This is a genomic window from Amycolatopsis sp. WAC 01416 (genome assembly GCF_003947485.1).
Taxonomy (GTDB): Bacteria; Actinomycetota; Actinomycetes; order Mycobacteriales; family Pseudonocardiaceae; genus Amycolatopsis.
This window is the reverse complement of sequence record NZ_QHHX01000006.1, coordinates 381707-399815: the sequence shown is the minus strand read 5'-3', so window position 1 is coordinate 399815 and position 18109 is coordinate 381707. Positions and strand designations below refer to the sequence as shown.

Below are 18109 nucleotides of genomic sequence, written 5' to 3'. Positions count from 1 at the left end.
TGGACGATTCCCAGCGTGTCCGAGGTATGAACCCGCGCCCCCCGACGGCGTGGGTGCTTCCTCGGTCACGTCTAGAAGACGCCCGGCAGAACTTCCTCTCGAGCCTTCGCGTAGCTGTCCTCGTGTTCGTCCAGGTAGCCCTGCCACGCTTGGGCGTCCCAGATCTCCAGCCTGGTGATCGCCCCGATCACCACGCACTCCTTGTTCAGCCCGGCATAGCGTCGGAGCTCGGACGCGATCGCGATACGTCCTTGCCCGTCCGGGCGTTGTTCGTCCGTCCCGGCGAAGAGATAACGCTGGTAGGCCCGGACCGCCTCGTTCGTGAACGGGGCGTCGGCGACCTTCCTCGCCATCTGCTCGAACTCGGCCCGGGGAAAGACGAAGAGACAGTGATCCTGTCCCTTGGTGACCATCAGCCCACCGGCGAGCGCGTCGCGGAACTTCGCGGGCAGCGTGAGCCGCCCTTTGTCGTCCAGTTTCGGGGTGTGGGTGCCGAGGAACACCGGCTCCACCTCCCTACCGATCCAGGCTGCGAACAACCAAGCTCGGCCACGGGGCTCCCTTCTGCCCCACTGCGCACCACCGTACCCCACTTTTCACCACAGTCAACGCGTCAAAAGCCGCGACCACTCCGTCGTGTCAGGCGTTTTCGCTGGTCAGCCAGGTGGGGCCAGGTGGGGGCTTGGTGGGGGACGGTGGCCAAGATCCCCCTGGGCGGGTATCGAAGCAACCTCATTCATGCCTGATGCGTCCGGATATCGGCCGCCGGAACCCTGCTGTGGGGCGGAATGGGGGTGAAAGTGGGGAATCCGGTGGAGCGTGGTGGGGACACTGTGGAGGGTGCCGACGTCGGTTCATCCGATGACATGTCGACAAAGGACCCTCGGCGACGACTTGTCCGCCGGGTCCGCGGTGCGCCCAATGTGGCATCGGGGACGTTCAGTGACTCCAATGTCACATTGGGGGCACCTCACTCTCGCGAGTCCCGTGGCGACCGGGCTCCAGGTCTAGCGGTCCGGGTCCAGCAGCGAAGCGAGACGCGCGGCCAGCCGCGGACCGTCCACAGGGGACACAGTGACCCATGCCTGCCCGCCCCGGCCTTCGGTCCGCGCCGCGCAGTACGCGCCGACGTCGGTGTCGAACCAGGTCAGTCCGCCGGCCCGGTGTGCGCGGCCGTCGCGGTCCCGGGTCCGCACGGTGAACTGGCCCGCGCTGTAGACCGGCCGGGCCTGGATCGCGAGCACCTCGCGCAGCTGACTGTCCGAAGCCGACGAGCGTCCGCCGTCGCCGAACACCGGATCCTCCAGGTCACCGCCGAAGCGCGCGGCGGGCAGACTGATCCCGTAGCCGGGGCCGGGCCGCAGCTCTGGCAGGACGTCGACGATCGCGGCGAACACCTCGCCGTCGCCGATCCCGGAAAGCGCGATGGTCTGTTCCGGCTGGGTGGCCAGTACGCCGTGCCGTCCGCGCGCGGCCGCGACCGCGCGGAAGGGCGCTTCGGCCGTCATGTCGGCCAGCGCCTCGCATTCGACGTAGACCTCGGCGCGGGCGAGCAGGTCCAGCCGCGCTTCCAGGGCGGTGTCGAGCCGGTCCCCGTCAAAAAGGCCTCGTTCGGTGAGGTTTTCGTAGACCGCCTCGCGGATCTCGGCGCGTTCCGCTTCCGTGGCGCCGACGCTGCGGACGGACAGCGGCCAGGGCGGGGCCGCGTGTCCCAGGTCGGACCAGAGGACGTCGAACGCCGACGCGGAAACGCGGATCAAGACCGCCCCAGCTCGGGCGGCTTCCCGAAGGAGACCTGTGGAGTCAGCGAACGCAGTGAGGCATCGCGGGTGTTCATGACGTCGACGGCCTTGCGCCGGGCCTCTTCGGCTTCCGCGTGCTTGGCCTCCATCTCGTCGGCGAGCGCGGCGAGGAGCGCGAGGTTCCCGCGGGCGGCGGCGCCGCGGATCATCGCGCCCGGGTCGTAGTCCACCGGCGGCGGCATGTCGGCGCGGGCCCGCGCGGCCGCCTCGGCCTGTCCGGCGACGGCCTTCCCGAGCGCGGACGAGAGGTCCGCGGACCAGGCCAGCCAGCCGGACGCCTTGGCCAGTACGCCGCGGAGCGCGTCGCCCGCTTCCCCGCGCCAGTTCTCTTCGCTGCTGCCGACCAGTCCGGCGAGTTCCGACGTCGCGTCGTTCATGCGCAGGGCGAGCGCGTCCCAGGCGGCGCCGATGCCGCCCGCCGCCTCGGGGTCGTTGCCCGCTTCGACTTCGGCGGCCAGCGCCTCGTGGCTGTAGGCCTCGTACCGCGTGGCCGCGACCGGGACCTCACGCCCCGGCGTCTCTCCTTCAGGCACGGCAGTTCTCCTAAGGCTGCTAAGGCAGTTTGGGTTCGGCCAATCCCGCCACCTGCACCGCGCGCTCGCAGGCGAGCGGGGTGTCGGTGAAGTTCGTGTTGCTCACGTCGATCTGGACGCTCGCCTTCTCCCCCATGCCGAGCAGGACCGCGCAGGTCCCGTCGGCGGCCTTCTTGTCGGCGACCTTGAGCGCGTCCCGGCCGCCGACCTTGGTCTTGGTGGCGGTCTTGCGCGCGACTTCGAGGTCCGTCAGGCCGTTGCGCTCGTCCACGGTGATGGTGACGCCGAAGGTCGCGGGCACCGTCCAGTCGCAGGCGCGGGCGCCGTTGATCTCCTTCGCGACGCCGAGCACGTTGATCCCGGCCGTCGACCGGTCCTGCGGGCCGAGCAGCGCGCACGGGTCGACCCCGCGATCCGGCGCGGGCGCCGAAGACGACGGAGCCGGGCCCGGGCCGTCCGCGGCGGCCGGAATCTTCGCCTGGCCTGCCGCCCCTTGCCCGCAGGCGGACACGGTCATGACGGCGAGCGCGCCGCAGAGGGCGAGAAGAGGGAGGCGGGAGCTCATGGGTTCAGCCGCCGACACAGTCCACGTCCGCCGCCGCTTGTTCATCCTGCCGGGTGTACCGGGCCAGAGCCTTCTCGATCCGGTTCTTGAGCGCCTCGAGTTCCTTGCCGAACGCCGTCAGCGCCTCGACCGCGGAGCCTTCGGCGCCGATCCCGTACTGCGCCATGAACTTGCCGACCTCGTCCGCGTATCCCCCGCCGAGGGGAACCGTGCGGCCGAGGACCTTCGCCTCGCGGACCATCTGGCCGACCACGTCTTGCAGGGCGGAGATCTTCGCGTGGGCGTCGGCTGCCAGCTCCGGCGCGACCGCGAATCCGCTCAGGTCGAACCTGGGTTTGGCGGTGCTCACCTCGCTCATATGCGATTACGCCTCTCCGTAGTCGAGCGACCTCGCACCGGAGCATACGACAAAACCCGGCGTCAGCGGGAGCACCCGAAAACGCGCTCAGCTCACCCGATCGAGGTAAAGTCTCCGGTTGCACAGAGTCATCGACTGGGGTTGGCGGGGTTCCCCCCAAGAGTTCGCCCGAGTTTGACACACTTCGTGGGAGGCTGACCGCTGCCCGGGGCATCGCCCGGGCGTTGAAAAGCTGGCCTTCAGCAGACCCAGCGGACATCCAGCCACGCGGCATCAGGAGGTCGAGTGACGTCGAGAATCCAGTCTGCGACGCCCGGCGAACAGCAGGGCGAGCAGGCAACCGGGCAAGCGCCGTACCCCACGGCCGCCGGCTCGGTCAGCGGCCGGCAGAACGGCCGTGCGAGCAGCAGAGCTTCGCTCGACGAACTGCACGAGACCGCGCGGCGGATCGCCGCCAACGTGGAGCGGGTACTGGTCGGCAAACCCGACGTCATCCGCATCGCGCTCGTGACCCTGCTCGCCGAAGGCCACCTCCTCGTCGAGGACGTCCCCGGGGTCGGCAAGACCTCGCTGGCGAAGGCGCTGGCCCGCTCGATCGACTGCACCGTCAGCCGGATCCAGTTCACCCCCGACCTGTTGCCCAGCGACGTCACCGGGGTGTCCATCTACAACCGGCAGAGCGGCGGGTTCGAGTTCCGGCCCGGTCCGGTGTTCGCGAACATCGTGGTCGGCGACGAGATCAACCGCGCCTCGCCGAAGACGCAGTCGGCGCTGCTCGAATGCATGGAAGAGCACCAGGTCACCGTCGACACCTCGACGTACCACCTCGAAGAGCCGTTCATGGTGATCGCCACCCAGAACCCCATCGAGATGGAGGGCACCTACGCGCTGCCCGAGGCCCAGCGGGACCGGTTCACCGCGCGGGTGTCCATCGGCTACCCCGACCAGCAGGCCGAGCTGGCCATGGTCGACGAGCACGCCGGGCACAACCCGCTTGCCGATCTCGAGCCCGTGTCCGACCGTGAGTCGGTGCAGCGGCTGATCGAGACGGTGCGGGCGGTGCACATGTCGCCGGAGATCCGCAAGTACGCCGTCGAGCTGGTGTCCGCGACCCGTCAGGTGCCGGAGATCCGCCTCGGCGCCTCGCCGCGGGCGACCCTGCAGCTGGTCCGCGCCTCCCGCGCGCAGGCTGCGCTGTCCGGCCGCGAGTTCGTCGTCCCGGACGATCTGCACACGGTCGCGGTCCCGGTGCTGGCGCATCGCATGGTGCTCACCACGGAGGCGCACGCGGCTCGCCGGTCGGCCACCGACGTGGTCCGCGCGATCCTGCACCGCGTTCCCGTCCCGCAGGGCTCGTCGGGCACGAACCACCGCTGAGTAGAAGGAATACGGGGCCATGCTGCGTGCTCTGTCCGGCCTGACCACACGCGGCCGCTGCCTCCTCGCCGCCGGCGTCGCCGCGGCGGCTTGTTCGTTCGTGCTCAACGAACGGGATCTGCTGCGGGTCGCGGTGTTCGTCATCGCCCTGCCGCTGCTGGTCGCCTTCTTCATCTCGGCGACCCGGCTGCGGCTGGGCGCGGCCCGCTCGCTGCGCCCGGAGCGGGTCTCGGTCGGCTCGCCGGGCGAGGTCCAGCTCGAACTCTGGCGCGACGGCAGGCTCCCGGCCGGCGAGGTGCTGCTCGAAGACGGTGTGCCGTACGCGCTGGGTTCGCGGCCGCGGTTCGTCGTCGAACGGCTCCCCCACGATCGCCGCGTCGCGCTGCGGTATCCGCTTCAGCCGGTGCTGCGGGGTATCCAGCAGGTCGGCCCGCTGCGGGCGACGATCACCGACCCGTTCGGGCTGTGCGAGTTCGAACGTGAGCTGATCGGGCATTCCCGGCTGGTCGTCGTGCCGAAGGTGGTCGGCCTGTGGGGGCTGCCCAGCGGTGCCGGGATCGGGGCCGGCGACGACGGCAGCATCCGCCTGCACGCCGGACAGGGCGAGGCGGACGTGATCGTCCGGCAGTACCGCCAGGGCGACGACCTGCGGAAGGTCCACTGGCGCTCCACCGCCCGCCGCGACGAGATCATGGTGCGCGTCGAGGAACGGCCCTGGCGTGGCGGCACGACGGTGCTGCTGGATCACCGCGCGGCCGCGCACCACGGCACCGGTCCCGCCGCGAGCCTCGAATGGGCCGTCTCGTTCGCCGCTTCCGTGGGCCTGCACCTGCGCCGCTCCGGTCACCGCGTCCGGCTGATCACCGAACATGGCCAGACCCTGGCCGACACCCCCGGCGAGGGTGGCGAGCACTACGACAACGTCGTGCTCGACGTCCTCGCCGCGCTCCAGCCCGCGCACCAGCGCGACATCACCCTCGGCCACGACCCGGCCGAAGGACAGGAACTCATCGCCGTGCTCGGCACCGTCAGCAACGAATCCGTGCACGAGCTGTCCCGGTACCGCCCGCGCGGGATCCGGAGCCTCGCCGTGCTGCTCGACACCCCCGGCTGGTCCTCCGGCGTCAACCGCCCGGAGAACCGCGCCGCCGCCACCGAGGAGTCGGTCGCGCTGCTGCGCGCCGCGGGCTGGGGCGTCGTCGTCGCCGGCCCCGGATCGTCGATGCAGCAGGTGTGGGCCGAGCTGTGCCAGACGGCCACCCGCCGGGGCACCCTGATCGGAGGCGGCCTGTGACCGCGACCGCGCCACCCCGCCCGCACACCCCCCGCCCGCGTCCCGAAGCGCCGCCGCCGCTCTGGACGAGCAGTGTGCTCGCCCCGGTCGCCGCCGGACTCGCCACGCTGTTCGCCTCGACCTCGCTCACCGGCGTCGTCTCCGGCTGGGCGTGGTTCGGCTACCTGCTGGTCGCCGTCGTGCTGATCGCCTCCACCGGGCTCGCCCTGCGGTCGCTGCGCGCGCCGACCATCGTCGTCGGCTTGGCGCAGCTGCTGGTACTGCTGTTCCTGATCACCGGGGCGTTCACCACCAGCGGGATCCTGAAGATCATCCCCGGGCCGGACGCACTCGAAGAACTGCGCGGCGTACTCGCCGCGGCGGCCGAACAGATCCGCGTCGGACTGCCCCCGATCGAGGGCACGCCGCCGATCCTCTGCCTGGTCACCATCGCGATCGGCCTGGTCGCCGTCCTGGTCGACACGCTGGCCGTGGCCGCCGCCGCGCCCGCCGCGACCGGCTTGGTCCTGCTGTGCGTGTACGCCGTCCCGGCGGCGCTGGCCGAGGACATGTTGCCGTGGTGGACGTTCCTGCTGGGCGCGGCCGCGTTCGCCGGGCTGCTCGCCGTCGACGGCAACCACCGGCACCGCCGCTGGCGCAACCGCGAGGCACCGGGGCTGGGCAATTCGGCGAGCACGTTGTCCGCGCCTGTCGGCGTGGTGGCCGCGGCGATCGCGATGGGCCTGGTGATCGGCACGGCCGTCACCGGGATCGGCACGGTCGGCAAACTCCCGGGCGCCGAGGGAACCGGCCGCGGCGGCGCGGGCGGCTTCGGTGTCGAGCCGTTCACCCAGCTGCGCGGCCTGCTCGACCAGGGCGAGAACGTGGAACTGTTCAAGGTCTACGGGATGGGCGCGGACAAACGCCTGCTCCGCGCCTTCACCCTCGACACGTACACCCCGAACAAGGGCTGGGGGCTGGCGCAGAACGGCCGCGCCCAGCAGGGGGTGCAGGCCAACAAGGGCCTCCCGCCCGCTCCCGGCGACGACGGCGCCGGCCCCGCGCGGGACATCCGGATCGAGCCGACGAACTGGGTCGACAACTGGCTGCCGATCTACGGCGCGCCGCGGTCGATCAACGGGCTGGCCGACAACTGGCTGTACGACCCGGTCGGTGGTGCCGTGTTCACCACGACCAAGCAGAACGCGCCCGCCTACACCGAGACGGCGTCGATCAAGGAGCCGTCGAAGGACCAGCTCCGGCTCGACGACCCCCGCCTCGCCGAGGTACCGCAGCAGTTCGTCCAGGTCGACCGAGTCGATCCCCGGGTCGTCGCCAAGGCCAAGCAGCTGACGGAGAACGAGTCCAACAACTTCGACAAGGCGCAGGCGATCTGGTCGTTCTTCACCGCGCAGAACGGCTTCGTCTACGACACCAAGACCGCCGACGCCACCGACTCCGACGCGCTCGCCGACTTCATCCTCAACGGCAAACGCGGATTCTGCGAGCAGTACGCGTCCGCGATGGCCGTGATGCTGCGGTCGGTCGGCATCCCGTCGCGAGTCGCCATCGGCTTCACCTCCGGGACCCCGAAGGGCGACTACCTCTCGATCAGCTCCGAGGACGCGCACGCGTGGGTCGAGGTCTACTTCCAGACGAAGGGCTGGGTCAGCTTCGACCCGACCCCGCTGCTCGACGGCCGCGCGGTCGTCCCGCCGTATCTGCAGACCGACACCAGCAGCTCCGCGACCAACGACACCCAGGAAGTGCCGAGCGCGCCCGCGTCGAGCGCCCCCGCCACCGGCACGCCCCGCGACCCGGGCGCGGACCTCGGCGCGGACGGCGACGGTGATCAGCAGGAGGAAGAGCCGCTGTGGCCCGCGATCCTCGCCGGGATCCTCGGTGGCTTGGCGGCCGCGCTGACGGTGGTCGCGATCGTGCGGTCCCGGTTGAGATACCGGGCGCTGATGCGGCCTGGGGCCTCCTCGGCCGCGGACCGCGAGGACAACGGGTTCCTGGACAACCAGAACGTGACGAACTGGCTGCCGCTGATCGCGATCGGCCTGTGGGTCGCGGCGTTCGCCTTCCTGGCGGCCTGGGTGTCGTGGTGGTTCGCGCTGGCGCTGGTGGTCGTCCTCGGCGTGTTCGGGACGCCCACGACGATCCGGGAGATCAAGCGGCGGCTGCGGCTGCAGAAGATCGCGTCCCACTCTCCCGCCGCGGCCGACGCGGCGTGGCGGGAACTGATGGACGAATGCGCGGACCGCGGCCTGCCGCTGTCCGACGGCGACACGGTGCGGGTGGCGGGCCGGAAGGTCGTCGAGAAGCACCGCCTGGACGAGGACGGCCGCACCGGCCTGCGGACCGTCATCGGCGTCGTGGAGAAGTCCTGGTACTCGGACCTGCCGGCGGACGATCAGGAGCTGGGCCCGGCCTTCGACGAGGTGCGCAAGAGCCTGAAACGGAACGCGCCCATGTCGTGGAAGGGCCGCCTGTTCCCGCGGTCGCTGCGGCGAGGGAAGAAGTAGGCCGCTCCTCGTACAGGGCGCCGTGAAGGACTCCAGTCTGGCGCTCACGGGAGTTTTCACGGCTCTGGGGACAAGGGCATCAGAGTTCGGCGCCGGGCCATCGGAAGCACTGAAGGAGCCGCCCGCTCCCCCTCACGCCGGGCTGGGGTTCCGGTGGTCGTGAGTGGCGATTCGGGTTCTAACCCGAATCGCCACTCACGACGTACTTCAACGCGAACATGCCGACGAGGCACCGCCTCGTCGGCATGTTCGCGTGTGTGAGAGCTACTGCTCCTCGAAGCGCTGGCGGAAGCGCTCTTCCATGCGCTGGGTGAAGGAGCTCCGGCGCGGGGACGACTTGCCGCCGCCACCTCCGCCGGCCCCCGGGCCACCGCTGTCCTTACCGCCTTCCGTTTCGGCTCCTTGCCGAATCGATGTGACGGCCATCATGACTCCGAAGAACATCACGAGGAACCCGAGCACGCTGATCACTGGGATTTCGGCGACCCGGATGTTGACCACCACGCCGAGCACCAACAGTGCGACGCCCACTACGAACAGGGCGATGCCCTGCAAACGCCGTCGGCGGGCGGGGCGGCGCAACCGGGTGCCTCGCACCGTGGATGCGAACTTGGGGTCCTCGGCATAGAGCTCGCGCTCGATTTGATCGAGCAGCCGCTGCTCATGCTCGGAGAGTGGCATCTTTCCTCCTCCGGCACAGCTGTCGCGGGCGCCGGGCCGCGCAACGTCATGGACCCAACAGACAACCCCAGGCGGGGTGTCTCTGTCCAGGATACGAGCCCCGCGCTCGTCCGACTACCCGATCCCGTATCCAGAAGGGATCAAATTGGCCGAAACCACCCGACGCGGCTCTCTCGAAGACGGCCGAGCGGCCGATGTCACTGGTCACGGGGGGTCAGCAGTGACGCCGGCCGCACCGCGCCGTCACCGAACTTGGACCTCGCGACGTCGGCGGCGAGTTCCGCATCCCGCCAACGGGGTTCCGGTGAGTCGAAAAGCAGCTGTTCTCCATCACTCTCCGTGTCCAATCCCTCCACTCTTACGCCGATCAGGCGGACTGCGCCCGTCGGCGCGTGCTCGGCGAGGAGCTCGACGGCGGTGCGGTGGATGTCGCGGGCCACGTCCACCGGTACGGCGGTTGTCCTGGCGCGGGTGATGGTCTTGAAATCCGCGAACCGGACCTTGATCGACACCGTCCGCCCGCGCACCCCGCGGCGGCGCAGGGTGGCGGCCACGCGTTCCGACAACCGGAGCAGTTCCAGCCCGAGCGCGGAGCGGTCGTGGAGGTCGACGTCGAAGGTCACTTCGGCGCCGATCGACTTGTCCGGCGTCTCCGGGACGACCTCGCGCTCGTCGTGGCCGCGCGCGAGCGCGAACAGGTGCTCCCCCAGCGCCCGTCCGAGCGATCGCCTCAGCCTGGGCAGCGGGGCGGCGGCGACGTCGGCGATGGTGTCGAGGCCCTGCTGGCGCAGGTGCTCCTCGGTGCGCTTGCCGACGCCCCACAGCGCCGACACCGGCAGCGGGTGCAGGAACGCGAGCGTCTCGGCCGCGGGAACGACGACCATGCCGTCCGGTTTCGCCATCCCGGACGCCAGTTTGGCGACGAACTTGACCTTCGCGACGCCGACCGAGCAGCTGATCCCGAAGTCCGCGGCGACCCGCTCCCGGATCCAGGCGCCGAGCCGGGCGGGTGAGGAATCCAGCCGTTTGAGCGCCCCGCTGACGTCCAGGAAGGCCTCGTCCAGGCTCAGCGGCTCCACCAGCGGCGTCAGCTCGCGGAAGATCCCCATGACCCCCTTCGACACCTCGCCGTACAGCCCCGGTGTCGGGGTGATGCAGATCAGCTGCGGGCAGAGCCGTTTGGCGGTCGAGAACGGCATGGCCGACCGCACGCCGAACTCGCGCGCCGCGTAGCTCGCGGCCGCCACGACCGACCTCGGGCCGCCGCCGGAGACGACCACGGGCTTCCCCACCAGCTCCGGTCGCGTGCGCAGCTCACAGGACACGAAGAAGGCGTCCATGTCGACGTGCAGCAGACCGCAGCCGGTGTCGTCGGGCCAAGTGGTGGCCCCGGTCGTCACCCGGTAGCGGGCCATCCCGCCGGGCAGTTCAGCGTTTCTTCCCACAGGCAGAAGCTAGCCCGGACCACCGACAGTCTCGTGAGTGGTTAGGACGGTTCTATTGAGAGGTAAGGCAAACGTGGCGTGTCGCGCGCCGATGTTCCACGACCGGAGGCCTGGCCTCACAGCCGTCCCAGCGTCACCAGGGATCACACCCGACCTGCCGTACCACTCAATAACCGTCCTGGCCACTCACGAGGGTCAGGGGCGGTGGGCCAGGAAGTGCAGCCTGCTGGAGATGTCCCGCAGCGGCGGAACCGACGCCGCCGCCAGCTCGAACTCCGCCAGCTCCTCTTCCCGCACCCCGCCGGGCACGAAGTCCGCCACGACGCCGTCGCCCTGGAGCGAAGTCACCTCGAGCCCCACGTCGATCAGCTGCGCGCGGAGGGCCTCGGCGTCGAAGCGCCGCAGCACGGTCTCCCGGCCGCCGCCGAGCACGCCGCTCTCCGCCGCGAGCAGTTCCCGTGCCTCGCCGAGCCGTCCGGCCAGCGCACGCTGCAGGATCGCGGCGTGGCGGTTCGCCACCAGCACCGAGACCGCGCCGCCGGGTTTGACCGCCGCGGCCAGCGCGGCGAGCACCAGCGCCGGGTCGTCGACGACTTCGAGCAGCCCGTGCGCGAGGACGAGGTCGGCCGAGCCGTCCGAGACGTGGGCTCCGAGCGCGTCGGAGTCGTCGGCGATCACCGTGATGCTGCCGGAGACGCCCTCCTCCTCGGCGCGGCGGCGCAGGGTCGCCAGCGCGTTGGGGTTCGGCTCGACGACGGTCACCAGGCAGCCCGCCGAGGCGAGCGGCACCGCCCAGCCGCCGCTGCCGCCGCCTACGTCGACGACGTGCGGCTGTTGCGCGCCTCGCGCCCGTGCGGCCCGGAGTTCTGCTTCGAGAACCCGGCGAACCGCCCCCGATCCCCGCGTGGCCACGGTGTCCGTCTTCATAAACGCACAGGGTAATGCCCGCCTTCCGGGCGCCGCCGGGTGTAGTCCGATGCGGTGTTCGACACCTTGCCAAGGAGCCACCCCGCCGACTGCCCGTAGGCTGTATCGAGTGCACACGGTCGCTGTTCTCAGCCTGAAGGGTGGCGTCGGTAAAACGACGGTCGCCCTCGGTGTCGCGTCCGCCGCGCTGCGTAGGGGCGCCCGGACCCTTGTGGCCGACCTCGACCCGCAAGGCAACGCCACCACCTCGCTGGACCCGCCCCTCACCGATCGCACGCTGGCCGACGTCCTGGAGACGCCGGTGCGCTCGGTGCTCGAACGAGCGATCGCGCCCAGCGTGTGGAGCGACCGGATCGACGTCCTCGTCGGCGCCGAAGAGCTCGAAATGCTCAACGAACCCGACGCCGACAACCGTCGCCTGGAGAATCTCTCCCGCGCGCTCGACGAACTGCACACGAACCCGCTGCGCGAGGAACCCTACGAACTGGTGATCCTCGACTGCCCGCCGTCGCTGGGCAGACTGACCCGCTCCGCGCTGGTGGCCGCGGACAGCGCCCTGATCGTCACCGAGCCGACGATGTACGCCGTCTCCGGCGCCCGCCGCGCGCTCGAGGCGATCGAGAAGATCCGCGAGGAGCAGAACCCTGGGCTGCGGCCGATCGGCGTCGTGGTCAACAAGCTCCGCGTGCGTTCCTACGAGCACCAGTTCCGCGTGGCCGAACTGCGGGAGAACTTCGGCCCGCTGGTGATGCCGACGGCCATCCCGGACAGGCTCGCGGTGCAGCAGGCCCAAGGCGCGTGCAGCCCGATCCACGAATGGCACTCCCCCGGCGCGCAGGAGATCGCGCTCACCTTCAACATGGTGCTGGCGAAGGTCCTGCGCTCGAGCCGGGCCGGACGGCATCGCGTCCGCGGCGACGAGGATCCGGAGACCACCGAAAAGCCCGCCAAGCTGAGCGACACCGGCACGGGCTGACGGCCGATGCCCGAAGGCGACACAGTCTTCCTCGCCGGCAAGGTCCTCGACAAGGCACTGGCCGGGAAGACCTTGCTGCGAGGCGAGTTCAGGGTCCCTCAGCTGGCCACGACGGATCTCGCCGGACGTGACGTGCTCGGCGTCGGCACGGTCGGCAAACATCTGCTGACGCGGTTCTCCGACGGGATCACGTTGCACAGCCACCTGCGGATGGACGGCAAGTGGGACGTCTACCGGGCGGGCGCGCGCTGGCGCAACCCGGCGCATCAGGCGAGGGTCATCCTCGCCACCGAGGATCTGCAGGCGATCGGTTTCCGCGTGCACGACCTCGAACTCGTGCCCACGGACGAGGAAGACCGGCTGGTCGGCCACCTCGGCCCGGATCTGCTCGATCCACAATGGACGGACGAACTCGCGGAGCGGGCGGCGGGCGCGCTGGCCGCGGACCCGGATCGCGAACTGGGCGATGCCTTGCTGGATCAGCGGATCATGGCGGGGATCGGCAACATGTACAAGGTCGAGATGTGCTTCCTGCTCGGCGTCACACCATGGACGCAGGTGTCCGAAGTGGACCCGGCGAAGGCCGTCGCGCTCGGGCGCAAGCTGCTGAAGACCAACGCGTGGCGCACCTCGCAGACCACCACCGGTGATCTGCGCCGCGGCCGTGAACACTGGGTCTACGAACGGACCAAACAAGGCTGCTTCCGCTGCGGCGGACCGCTCCGGGTCGCGTCCCAGGGTGCCGGGCACCAGGCGAGGCCGACCTGGTTCTGCCCGCGATGCCAGTCCGGACCCGCTCCGAGCCGCTAAGCTGGCCTGGTGACGCTCTTCAAGCTCCCGCTCTACGGGGCCGACACCGAACGCGGCGACCTCGCTCCCTGAGCCGTCCGCTTCCTCCGCACGTCACCTTCACTTCTTTCCCCAGGGAGCTCTGTCATGCCCGGAATCCTCACGGGCGAGGCGCTGCGCGCGTTCGTGCACGCCCTGCCGAAGGTCGAACTCCACGTCCATCTCGTCGGTTCGGCGAGCCTGCCCACGGTGCTGGAACTGGCAAGGCGCCGCCCGTCCGCGGGGGTGCCGACCGACCCCGCGGCGCTCGCCGAGTTCTTCACCTTCCGCGATTTCCCGCATTTCCTCCGCAACTACCTGGCGGTGACGTCGCTGGTGCGCGACGCCCGCGACATCCACACCCTCGTCACCGGGCTGGCGGCCGATCTGGCCGCGCAGAACGCCCGCTACGCCGAAGTGACCGTGACGCCGTACAACCACGTGCTCGACGGGATGTCGACGGACGATCTCCTCACCGGTCTGGCCACCGGACGGGCGGCGGCACGGGCGGACCACGGGGTGGAACTGGCCTGGTGCTTCGACATTCCCGGTGAGAAGGGGATCGTCGCCGGCCGCGAGACGGTCGTGTTCGCGCTCCGCGAACGCCCCGAAGGCCTGGTGTCCTTCGGTCTCGGGGGACCCGAGGTCGGCGTCGGCCGCGCGCAGTTCGCCCCGTTCTTCACCACGGCCAGGGAGGCGGGGCTGCACAGCGTCCCGCACGCGGGCGAGACCACCGGGCCCGCCACCGTCTGGTCCGCGGTGCACGATCTGGGCGCCGAGCGGATCGGGCACGGCGTCGGCGCGCACACCGATCCGGCGCTACTGGAATACCTTGCCGTGCAACGGATCCCGCTGGAGGTCTGCCCCACGTCGAATGTCCGGACGGGACAGTTCGCCTCGGTCGCGGCGCATCCCGTGCGGCGGCTGCTCGACCACGGCGTGGTGGTCACGCTCAACACCGACGATCCGCCGATGTTCGGCGCCACCCTCGACGGCGAGTACGTCGCGGTCGCCGAAACGCTGGGCCTGAACGCGACCGAAATCGCCCGGTTCGCGAAGAACGCCGTGGAGGCGTCTTTTCTGCCTTCGGCGGACAAGGCCGTCCTTGTGACGGAGATCGAAGAAAACTTGTTGCAGGACCCCGAAGTCCTCGCATAGCGTGGCGGTACACGAGAGAGGAGGTGGTCCAAAGTTGTATTCCAACAGGACTCGTGAGGTGACTGTCCGCTAGCGGACTGCACGCGTAGGACTTTTGAGCAGCGATACAACGCAAGTTGGAGCCACCTTCGGCTCGTCGTCTCTGCTTCGCGTGATGCCTGATAGCGAATACCAGGCAGTCACCGGGCCCCCGAGGTTCCCGAGCACCGGTCCGGCTCGGGCCCGGCCGCCGATTCCGGCGTCCGGGAGCCGCCTCGGGGGTACCCCTATTTCCGGGTGTGCCGCCTGCCGTCCCGAAGGACCGTCCGCCGCAATTCCGTCCCCAGGAACCTCGTCGACTGGATAGCCTGACGCCATGCTGAGGCCCGATTTCCCGATCATCACCCAGCGCCTGACCCTCCGCGCCTTCACCCCGGCGGATCTCGACGAACTCAACTCCTTCCAGTCCCGCGCCGACGTCGCCCGCTACCTCTACTGGGGCCCGCGCAGCCGGGCCGAATCCGCCGCCGCGCTCGCCAAACGGGTGCACAGCAGCAGCCTGTCGAAGGAAGGCCAGTTCCTCGCGGTGGCCGCGGAACTGACCGAGACCGGGCAGCTGATCGGCGACCTGAACCTCGAATACCTCAGCCGCGAGAAGCGCCAGGGCGAGATCGGCTTCGTCTTCCACCCCGACCACCACGGCAAGGGGCTCGCCGCCGAAGCCGCCGTCGAAGTACTCCGGCTCGGCTTCGAAGATCTCGGGCTCCACCGGATCATCGGCCGCTGCGACGGCCGCAACACCGCCTCGACCGCGCTGATGGAACGCCTCGGCATGCAGAAGGAGGCACACCTGCGGCACAACGAACTGGTCAAGGGTGAATGGTGTGACGAACTCGTCTTCGCGATGCTCGAAGACGAGTGGAAGGCGAGCCGCTAGCGGCGACCAGGCATGATGGGGCCGTGCTCTTCGACAAGATCGTCCGCCCCGCTCTCTACCGGGTCTCCGGCAGCGACCCCGAAACCGTGCACGAACGCACCATCGGCACGCTCGCCAGGCTGAGCCGGGTCTCCCCCGCGCTCGGCGCGCTCGGCCGCGTCTACCGGACGGACGATCCGGTCACCTTCCTCGGTCTCCGCTTCCCGAACCGGGTCGGCCTCGCCGCCGGGATGGACAAGAACGGCCGCGCGCTGCACGCGTGGCCCGCGCTCGGCTTCGGTTTCGTCGAGGTCGGCACGGTCACCCGGTATCCGCAGCCGGGCAACGACAAACCGAGGCTGTTCACCCTCGCCGAGACCGACGCGGTGATCAACCGGATGGGCTTCAACAACGAGGGCGCCGAAGCGCTCGCCGCCCGTCTGGCCGCGGGCGGGAAGCCGCCGGTGCCGCTCGGCGTCAGCATCGGAAAGTCCAAGGTGACCCCGCTCGACGAGGCCGTCGAGGACTACCGGTTTTCGCTGCGGGCGCTGTACCCGTACGCCGACTACTTCGCGATCAACGTCAGTTCCCCGAACACGCCTGGACTGCGGGCGTTGCAGGACAAATCCGCGCTGGCCGAACTGCTTTCCGAACTCCGGAAGACCTCGGCAGAGCTCGCCGGCGACGCGAAGCCGACGCCGGTGCTGGTGAAGGTCGCCCCCGACCTCACCGACGAAGCGCTCGCGGAACTGCTGGAGGTCTGCCTCGAACACGGTGTCGCCGGGCTGATCGCGACCAACACGACCTTGTCCCGTGAAGGGATCGCTCCGCCCGAGGCCGCCGTCGGTGAGCAGGCGGGCGGTCTGTCCGGCCGCCCGCTCACCGCGCGCTCGGTCGAGGTGGTGCGGTTCGTGCACGACGAAACCGGCGGCAAGCTGCCGATCATCGGCGTCGGCGGGATCTTCGACGCCGGTGCCGCCGCACGGATGCTCGACGCCGGCGCCGGTCTCGTCCAGCTCTACACCGGTTTCGCCCTGCACGGTCCCGGTCTGGTCAAGCGGGTCGCCCGAGGTCTCGCGGCCCGGCCGTACTGACGAACCTCAGGTAGGCACGCCAGCACTGGTACTTCGTCAGCTCCATCGCGTTCCCCGTGGCGGCCTGGTCGCACAGGACGGCCATCGGCGTCTCCCCGTTCTCCAGCCGGATCCGGCCGAGGACGAACGGGGCGGGCAGCGTGGCCGCGAAGGCACCGAGAGCGGCGGGCGAGAGCCGCCAGCGTTCACCCGAAAGCATCGTGTGCTCGCCCATGGCGTCCACCGGCACCACCCCAGGCTGCGGCGGATCGGACGGCAGCAACACCATCCGGTAGCCCTCGCCGGTCTGGACCAGCCCGGTGAACCGCGCCCCCGCGGCGACCAACCGCCCGTTCAACGGCTGCCCGCGCAGATGCGCGCCGAACACCACGAGATCCGCACCCGGTGTGGGATAAGGGAAGTCGGCCTGTTCGTCGGTGAGCACGGCGGCGAGGTCGATGGCGACCTGGTCGTCGAACGGCCGTACCACCACCGAAACCCCGTACGGCCCGAGATCCGAGGGAGACGCCGGCACCGTGACGGCGGCGAGGTCGAGCAGGTTGACGAAAGCCGTGAAGCGCTCCAGGCGTTTCGTGACACCTTCCGGATCGGACAACGCCTCGGCGACCTCGGGATGGTCGGCGACGGTCGGGAGGACCAAGGCGTCGTACTCGGACAGCATCCGGAGCGCGATCATCCCGGCCTCGGCGACGCGCTGCCTGTCCGCGGTGAAGCCGTCGTCGTGGATCAGCTCGCCCACCGACAGCAGTGCCGAGACCTCCACCGGCTCCACCAGCGCCCCGGACGCCCGCAGCGCCGAAACCGCGCCGAGGAAGGCCGACCGTGATTGGAGCGAAAGACCGGTGAGGGCGTCGGAGCCGGGAATCGCCACGCGCGGCCGATCCCCCGCGGACAACCGGACGTCCGGCGGCCAGTCCCTGGCGAGCGGGTCGATCCCGTCGGGGCCGGTCATCAGCCCCAGCGCGCGCTGGCCCAGCGTGAGACTGCGCGAGAACAGGGAGATCCCGGCGCACGGCGCGGCGCCCGTCTTGGGCACGAGGCCCAAGGTCGGCTTCAGCCCGACGATCCCGTTGAGCGACGCGGGCACGCGGCCCGCTCCCGCCGTATCCGTGCCGACCGCCAGATCGACCAGCCCGAGCGCGACGGCGACGGCCGCGCCACTGCTCGCGCTTCCGGACACGCGGGCGGTGTTCAGTGCGGCGCTCACGCCGCCGTACGGGCTGTGGGTGTGCTCGAGGTCGCTGCCGAACCGATCGCAGTTGGTCTTGCCGATCACCACCGCCCCGGCCGTGGTCAGCCGGGACACCGAGGTGGCGCCGACACAGCAGACGTCCTCCCCCGCTGTCGGCAGACCGGCGACGTCGAGCACGTCGGCGACCGCTATCAGGGTTCCGGCGAGCGGCAGGTCCACACCCGCGCGAACGCGCTCATCGACCGCTTTGGCGTCGACGAGGGTGTCTTCCACGGGGCGGAGGGTGATCCATACGTCGGGCCGGTCGACCTCGGCGATCCGGTCGTAGGCCGCTATGACGCGTTGGTAGGAATTGGGAGGCGAGGCTGGGGTCGGTTCTGGTTCCGGGGGGAGCGTCGTCACTGGGCGTCCTTTCCTCGGTGGGGACGAGAAAGACCACTGCGCGAGATCCACTGTGTCCGGTCCGCCACCCTGGGA

Annotated in this window: 17 protein-coding genes; 8 read left to right on the top strand and 9 right to left on the bottom strand. The window is 70.3% G+C overall.

The window, feature by feature from the left end:
• Positions 1–71 precede the first annotated feature (71 nt).
• From mraZ to DL990_RS22655, 5 genes are all read right to left on the bottom strand, one after another.
• Complete coding sequence (gene mraZ / locus DL990_RS22675) at positions 72–503, bottom strand: division/cell wall cluster transcriptional repressor MraZ (protein ID WP_005156436.1); 432 nt, start codon at positions 501–503, stop codon at positions 72–74.
• A 504-nt stretch (positions 504–1007) separates the two neighbouring features.
• Positions 1008–1760 (bottom strand): ESX secretion-associated protein EspG, encoded by a 753-nt coding sequence (locus DL990_RS22670; RefSeq protein ID WP_125799827.1) that lies wholly within the window; start codon positions 1758–1760, stop codon positions 1008–1010.
• Entirely contained in the window at positions 1757–2335 is a 579-nt protein-coding gene (locus tag DL990_RS22665) for a PPE domain-containing protein (protein WP_125785313.1), read from the bottom strand. The genes DL990_RS22670 and DL990_RS22665 overlap by 4 nt, the downstream gene beginning before the upstream one ends.
• 19 nt (positions 2336–2354) lie before the next feature.
• Positions 2355–2900 (bottom strand): DUF3558 domain-containing protein, encoded by a 546-nt coding sequence (locus DL990_RS22660; RefSeq protein WP_199746544.1) that lies wholly within the window; start codon positions 2898–2900, stop codon positions 2355–2357.
• A gap of 4 nt (positions 2901–2904) precedes the next feature.
• A complete protein-coding gene (locus DL990_RS22655) occupies positions 2905–3258 on the bottom strand; it encodes a hypothetical protein (protein ID WP_125785312.1) in 354 nt (117 codons plus the stop codon).
• Between the two features lie 285 nt (positions 3259–3543).
• Between DL990_RS22655 and DL990_RS22650 the strand changes: the two genes are divergently transcribed.
• The 3 genes from DL990_RS22650 to DL990_RS22640 are packed head-to-tail and all read left to right on the top strand — an operon-like array spanning position 3544 to position 8436.
• Complete coding sequence (locus tag DL990_RS22650; protein ID WP_199746543.1) at positions 3544–4635, top strand: MoxR family ATPase; 1092 nt, start codon at positions 3544–3546, stop codon at positions 4633–4635.
• A 19-nt stretch (positions 4636–4654) separates the two neighbouring features.
• Positions 4655–5929, top strand: a complete 1275-nt coding sequence (locus DL990_RS22645) for a DUF58 domain-containing protein (protein ID WP_125785311.1) — start codon at positions 4655–4657, stop codon at positions 5927–5929.
• Positions 5926–8436 (top strand): DUF3488 and transglutaminase-like domain-containing protein, encoded by a 2511-nt coding sequence (locus DL990_RS22640; protein ID WP_125785310.1) that lies wholly within the window; start codon positions 5926–5928, stop codon positions 8434–8436. The genes DL990_RS22645 and DL990_RS22640 overlap by 4 nt, the downstream gene beginning before the upstream one ends.
• Positions 8437–8700: 264 nt before the next feature.
• Here the strand turns inward: DL990_RS22640 and DL990_RS22635 are convergent, their stop codons facing one another.
• From DL990_RS22635 to DL990_RS22625, 3 genes are all read right to left on the bottom strand, one after another.
• Positions 8701–9117: a DUF3040 domain-containing protein gene (locus tag DL990_RS22635; RefSeq protein ID WP_125785309.1), complete on the bottom strand. Its 417-nt coding sequence runs from the start codon at positions 9115–9117 to the stop codon at positions 8701–8703.
• Positions 9118–9314: 197 nt separating this feature from the next.
• A complete protein-coding gene (dinB, locus tag DL990_RS22630) occupies positions 9315–10532 on the bottom strand; it encodes a DNA polymerase IV (RefSeq protein ID WP_125785509.1) in 1218 nt (405 codons plus the stop codon).
• Between the two features lie 225 nt (positions 10533–10757).
• Positions 10758–11489 (bottom strand): methyltransferase domain-containing protein, encoded by a 732-nt coding sequence (locus DL990_RS22625; protein ID WP_125799826.1) that lies wholly within the window; start codon positions 11487–11489, stop codon positions 10758–10760.
• Positions 11490–11598: 109 nt separating this feature from the next.
• Between DL990_RS22625 and DL990_RS22620 the strand changes: the two genes are divergently transcribed.
• From DL990_RS22620 to DL990_RS22600, 5 genes are all read left to right on the top strand, one after another.
• Entirely contained in the window at positions 11599–12465 is an 867-nt protein-coding gene (locus DL990_RS22620) for a ParA family protein (RefSeq protein ID WP_125785307.1), read from the top strand.
• Between the two features lie 6 nt (positions 12466–12471).
• Entirely contained in the window at positions 12472–13275 is an 804-nt protein-coding gene (locus DL990_RS22615; RefSeq protein WP_125799825.1) for a DNA-formamidopyrimidine glycosylase family protein, read from the top strand.
• Between the two features lie 126 nt (positions 13276–13401).
• Positions 13402–14451 (top strand): adenosine deaminase, encoded by a 1050-nt coding sequence (gene add / locus DL990_RS22610; protein ID WP_125785305.1) that lies wholly within the window; start codon positions 13402–13404, stop codon positions 14449–14451.
• 355 nt (positions 14452–14806) lie between these two features.
• Complete coding sequence (locus DL990_RS22605) at positions 14807–15367, top strand: GNAT family N-acetyltransferase (RefSeq protein ID WP_125785304.1); 561 nt, start codon at positions 14807–14809, stop codon at positions 15365–15367.
• A gap of 23 nt (positions 15368–15390) precedes the next feature.
• Complete coding sequence (locus DL990_RS22600; protein WP_125785303.1) at positions 15391–16440, top strand: quinone-dependent dihydroorotate dehydrogenase; 1050 nt, start codon at positions 15391–15393, stop codon at positions 16438–16440.
• Here the strand turns inward: DL990_RS22600 and DL990_RS22595 are convergent.
• A complete protein-coding gene (locus DL990_RS22595; protein WP_125785302.1) occupies positions 16400–18034 on the bottom strand; it encodes an amidase family protein in 1635 nt (544 codons plus the stop codon). The two genes, DL990_RS22600 and DL990_RS22595, sit on opposite strands and share 41 nt — an antisense overlap.
• Between the last annotated feature and the right edge of the window lie 75 nt (positions 18035–18109).

Bases quoted from the DNA above. Each gene is read 5' to 3' on its own strand.
- DL990_RS22660 (WP_199746544.1), bottom strand. From the start codon at position 2,900: ATGAGCTCCCGCCTCCCTCTTCTCGCCCTCTGCGGCGCGCTCGCCGTC.
- DL990_RS22655 (WP_125785312.1), bottom strand. From the start codon at position 3,258: ATGAGCGAGGTGAGCACCGCCAAACCCAGGTTCGACCTGAGCGGATTC.
- DL990_RS22645 (WP_125785311.1), top strand. From the start codon at position 4,655: ATGCTGCGTGCTCTGTCCGGCCTGACCACACGCGGCCGCTGCCTCCTC.
- DL990_RS22635 (WP_125785309.1), bottom strand. From the start codon at position 9,117: ATGCCACTCTCCGAGCATGAGCAGCGGCTGCTCGATCAAATCGAGCGC.
- dinB (WP_125785509.1), bottom strand. From the start codon at position 10,532: ATGGCCCGCTACCGGGTGACGACCGGGGCCACCACTTGGCCCGACGAC.
- DL990_RS22625 (WP_125799826.1), bottom strand. From the start codon at position 11,489: ATGAAGACGGACACCGTGGCCACGCGGGGATCGGGGGCGGTTCGCCGG.
- DL990_RS22615 (WP_125799825.1), top strand. From the start codon at position 12,472: ATGCCCGAAGGCGACACAGTCTTCCTCGCCGGCAAGGTCCTCGACAAG.
- add (WP_125785305.1), top strand. From the start codon at position 13,402: ATGCCCGGAATCCTCACGGGCGAGGCGCTGCGCGCGTTCGTGCACGCC.
- DL990_RS22605 (WP_125785304.1), top strand. From the start codon at position 14,807: ATGCTGAGGCCCGATTTCCCGATCATCACCCAGCGCCTGACCCTCCGC.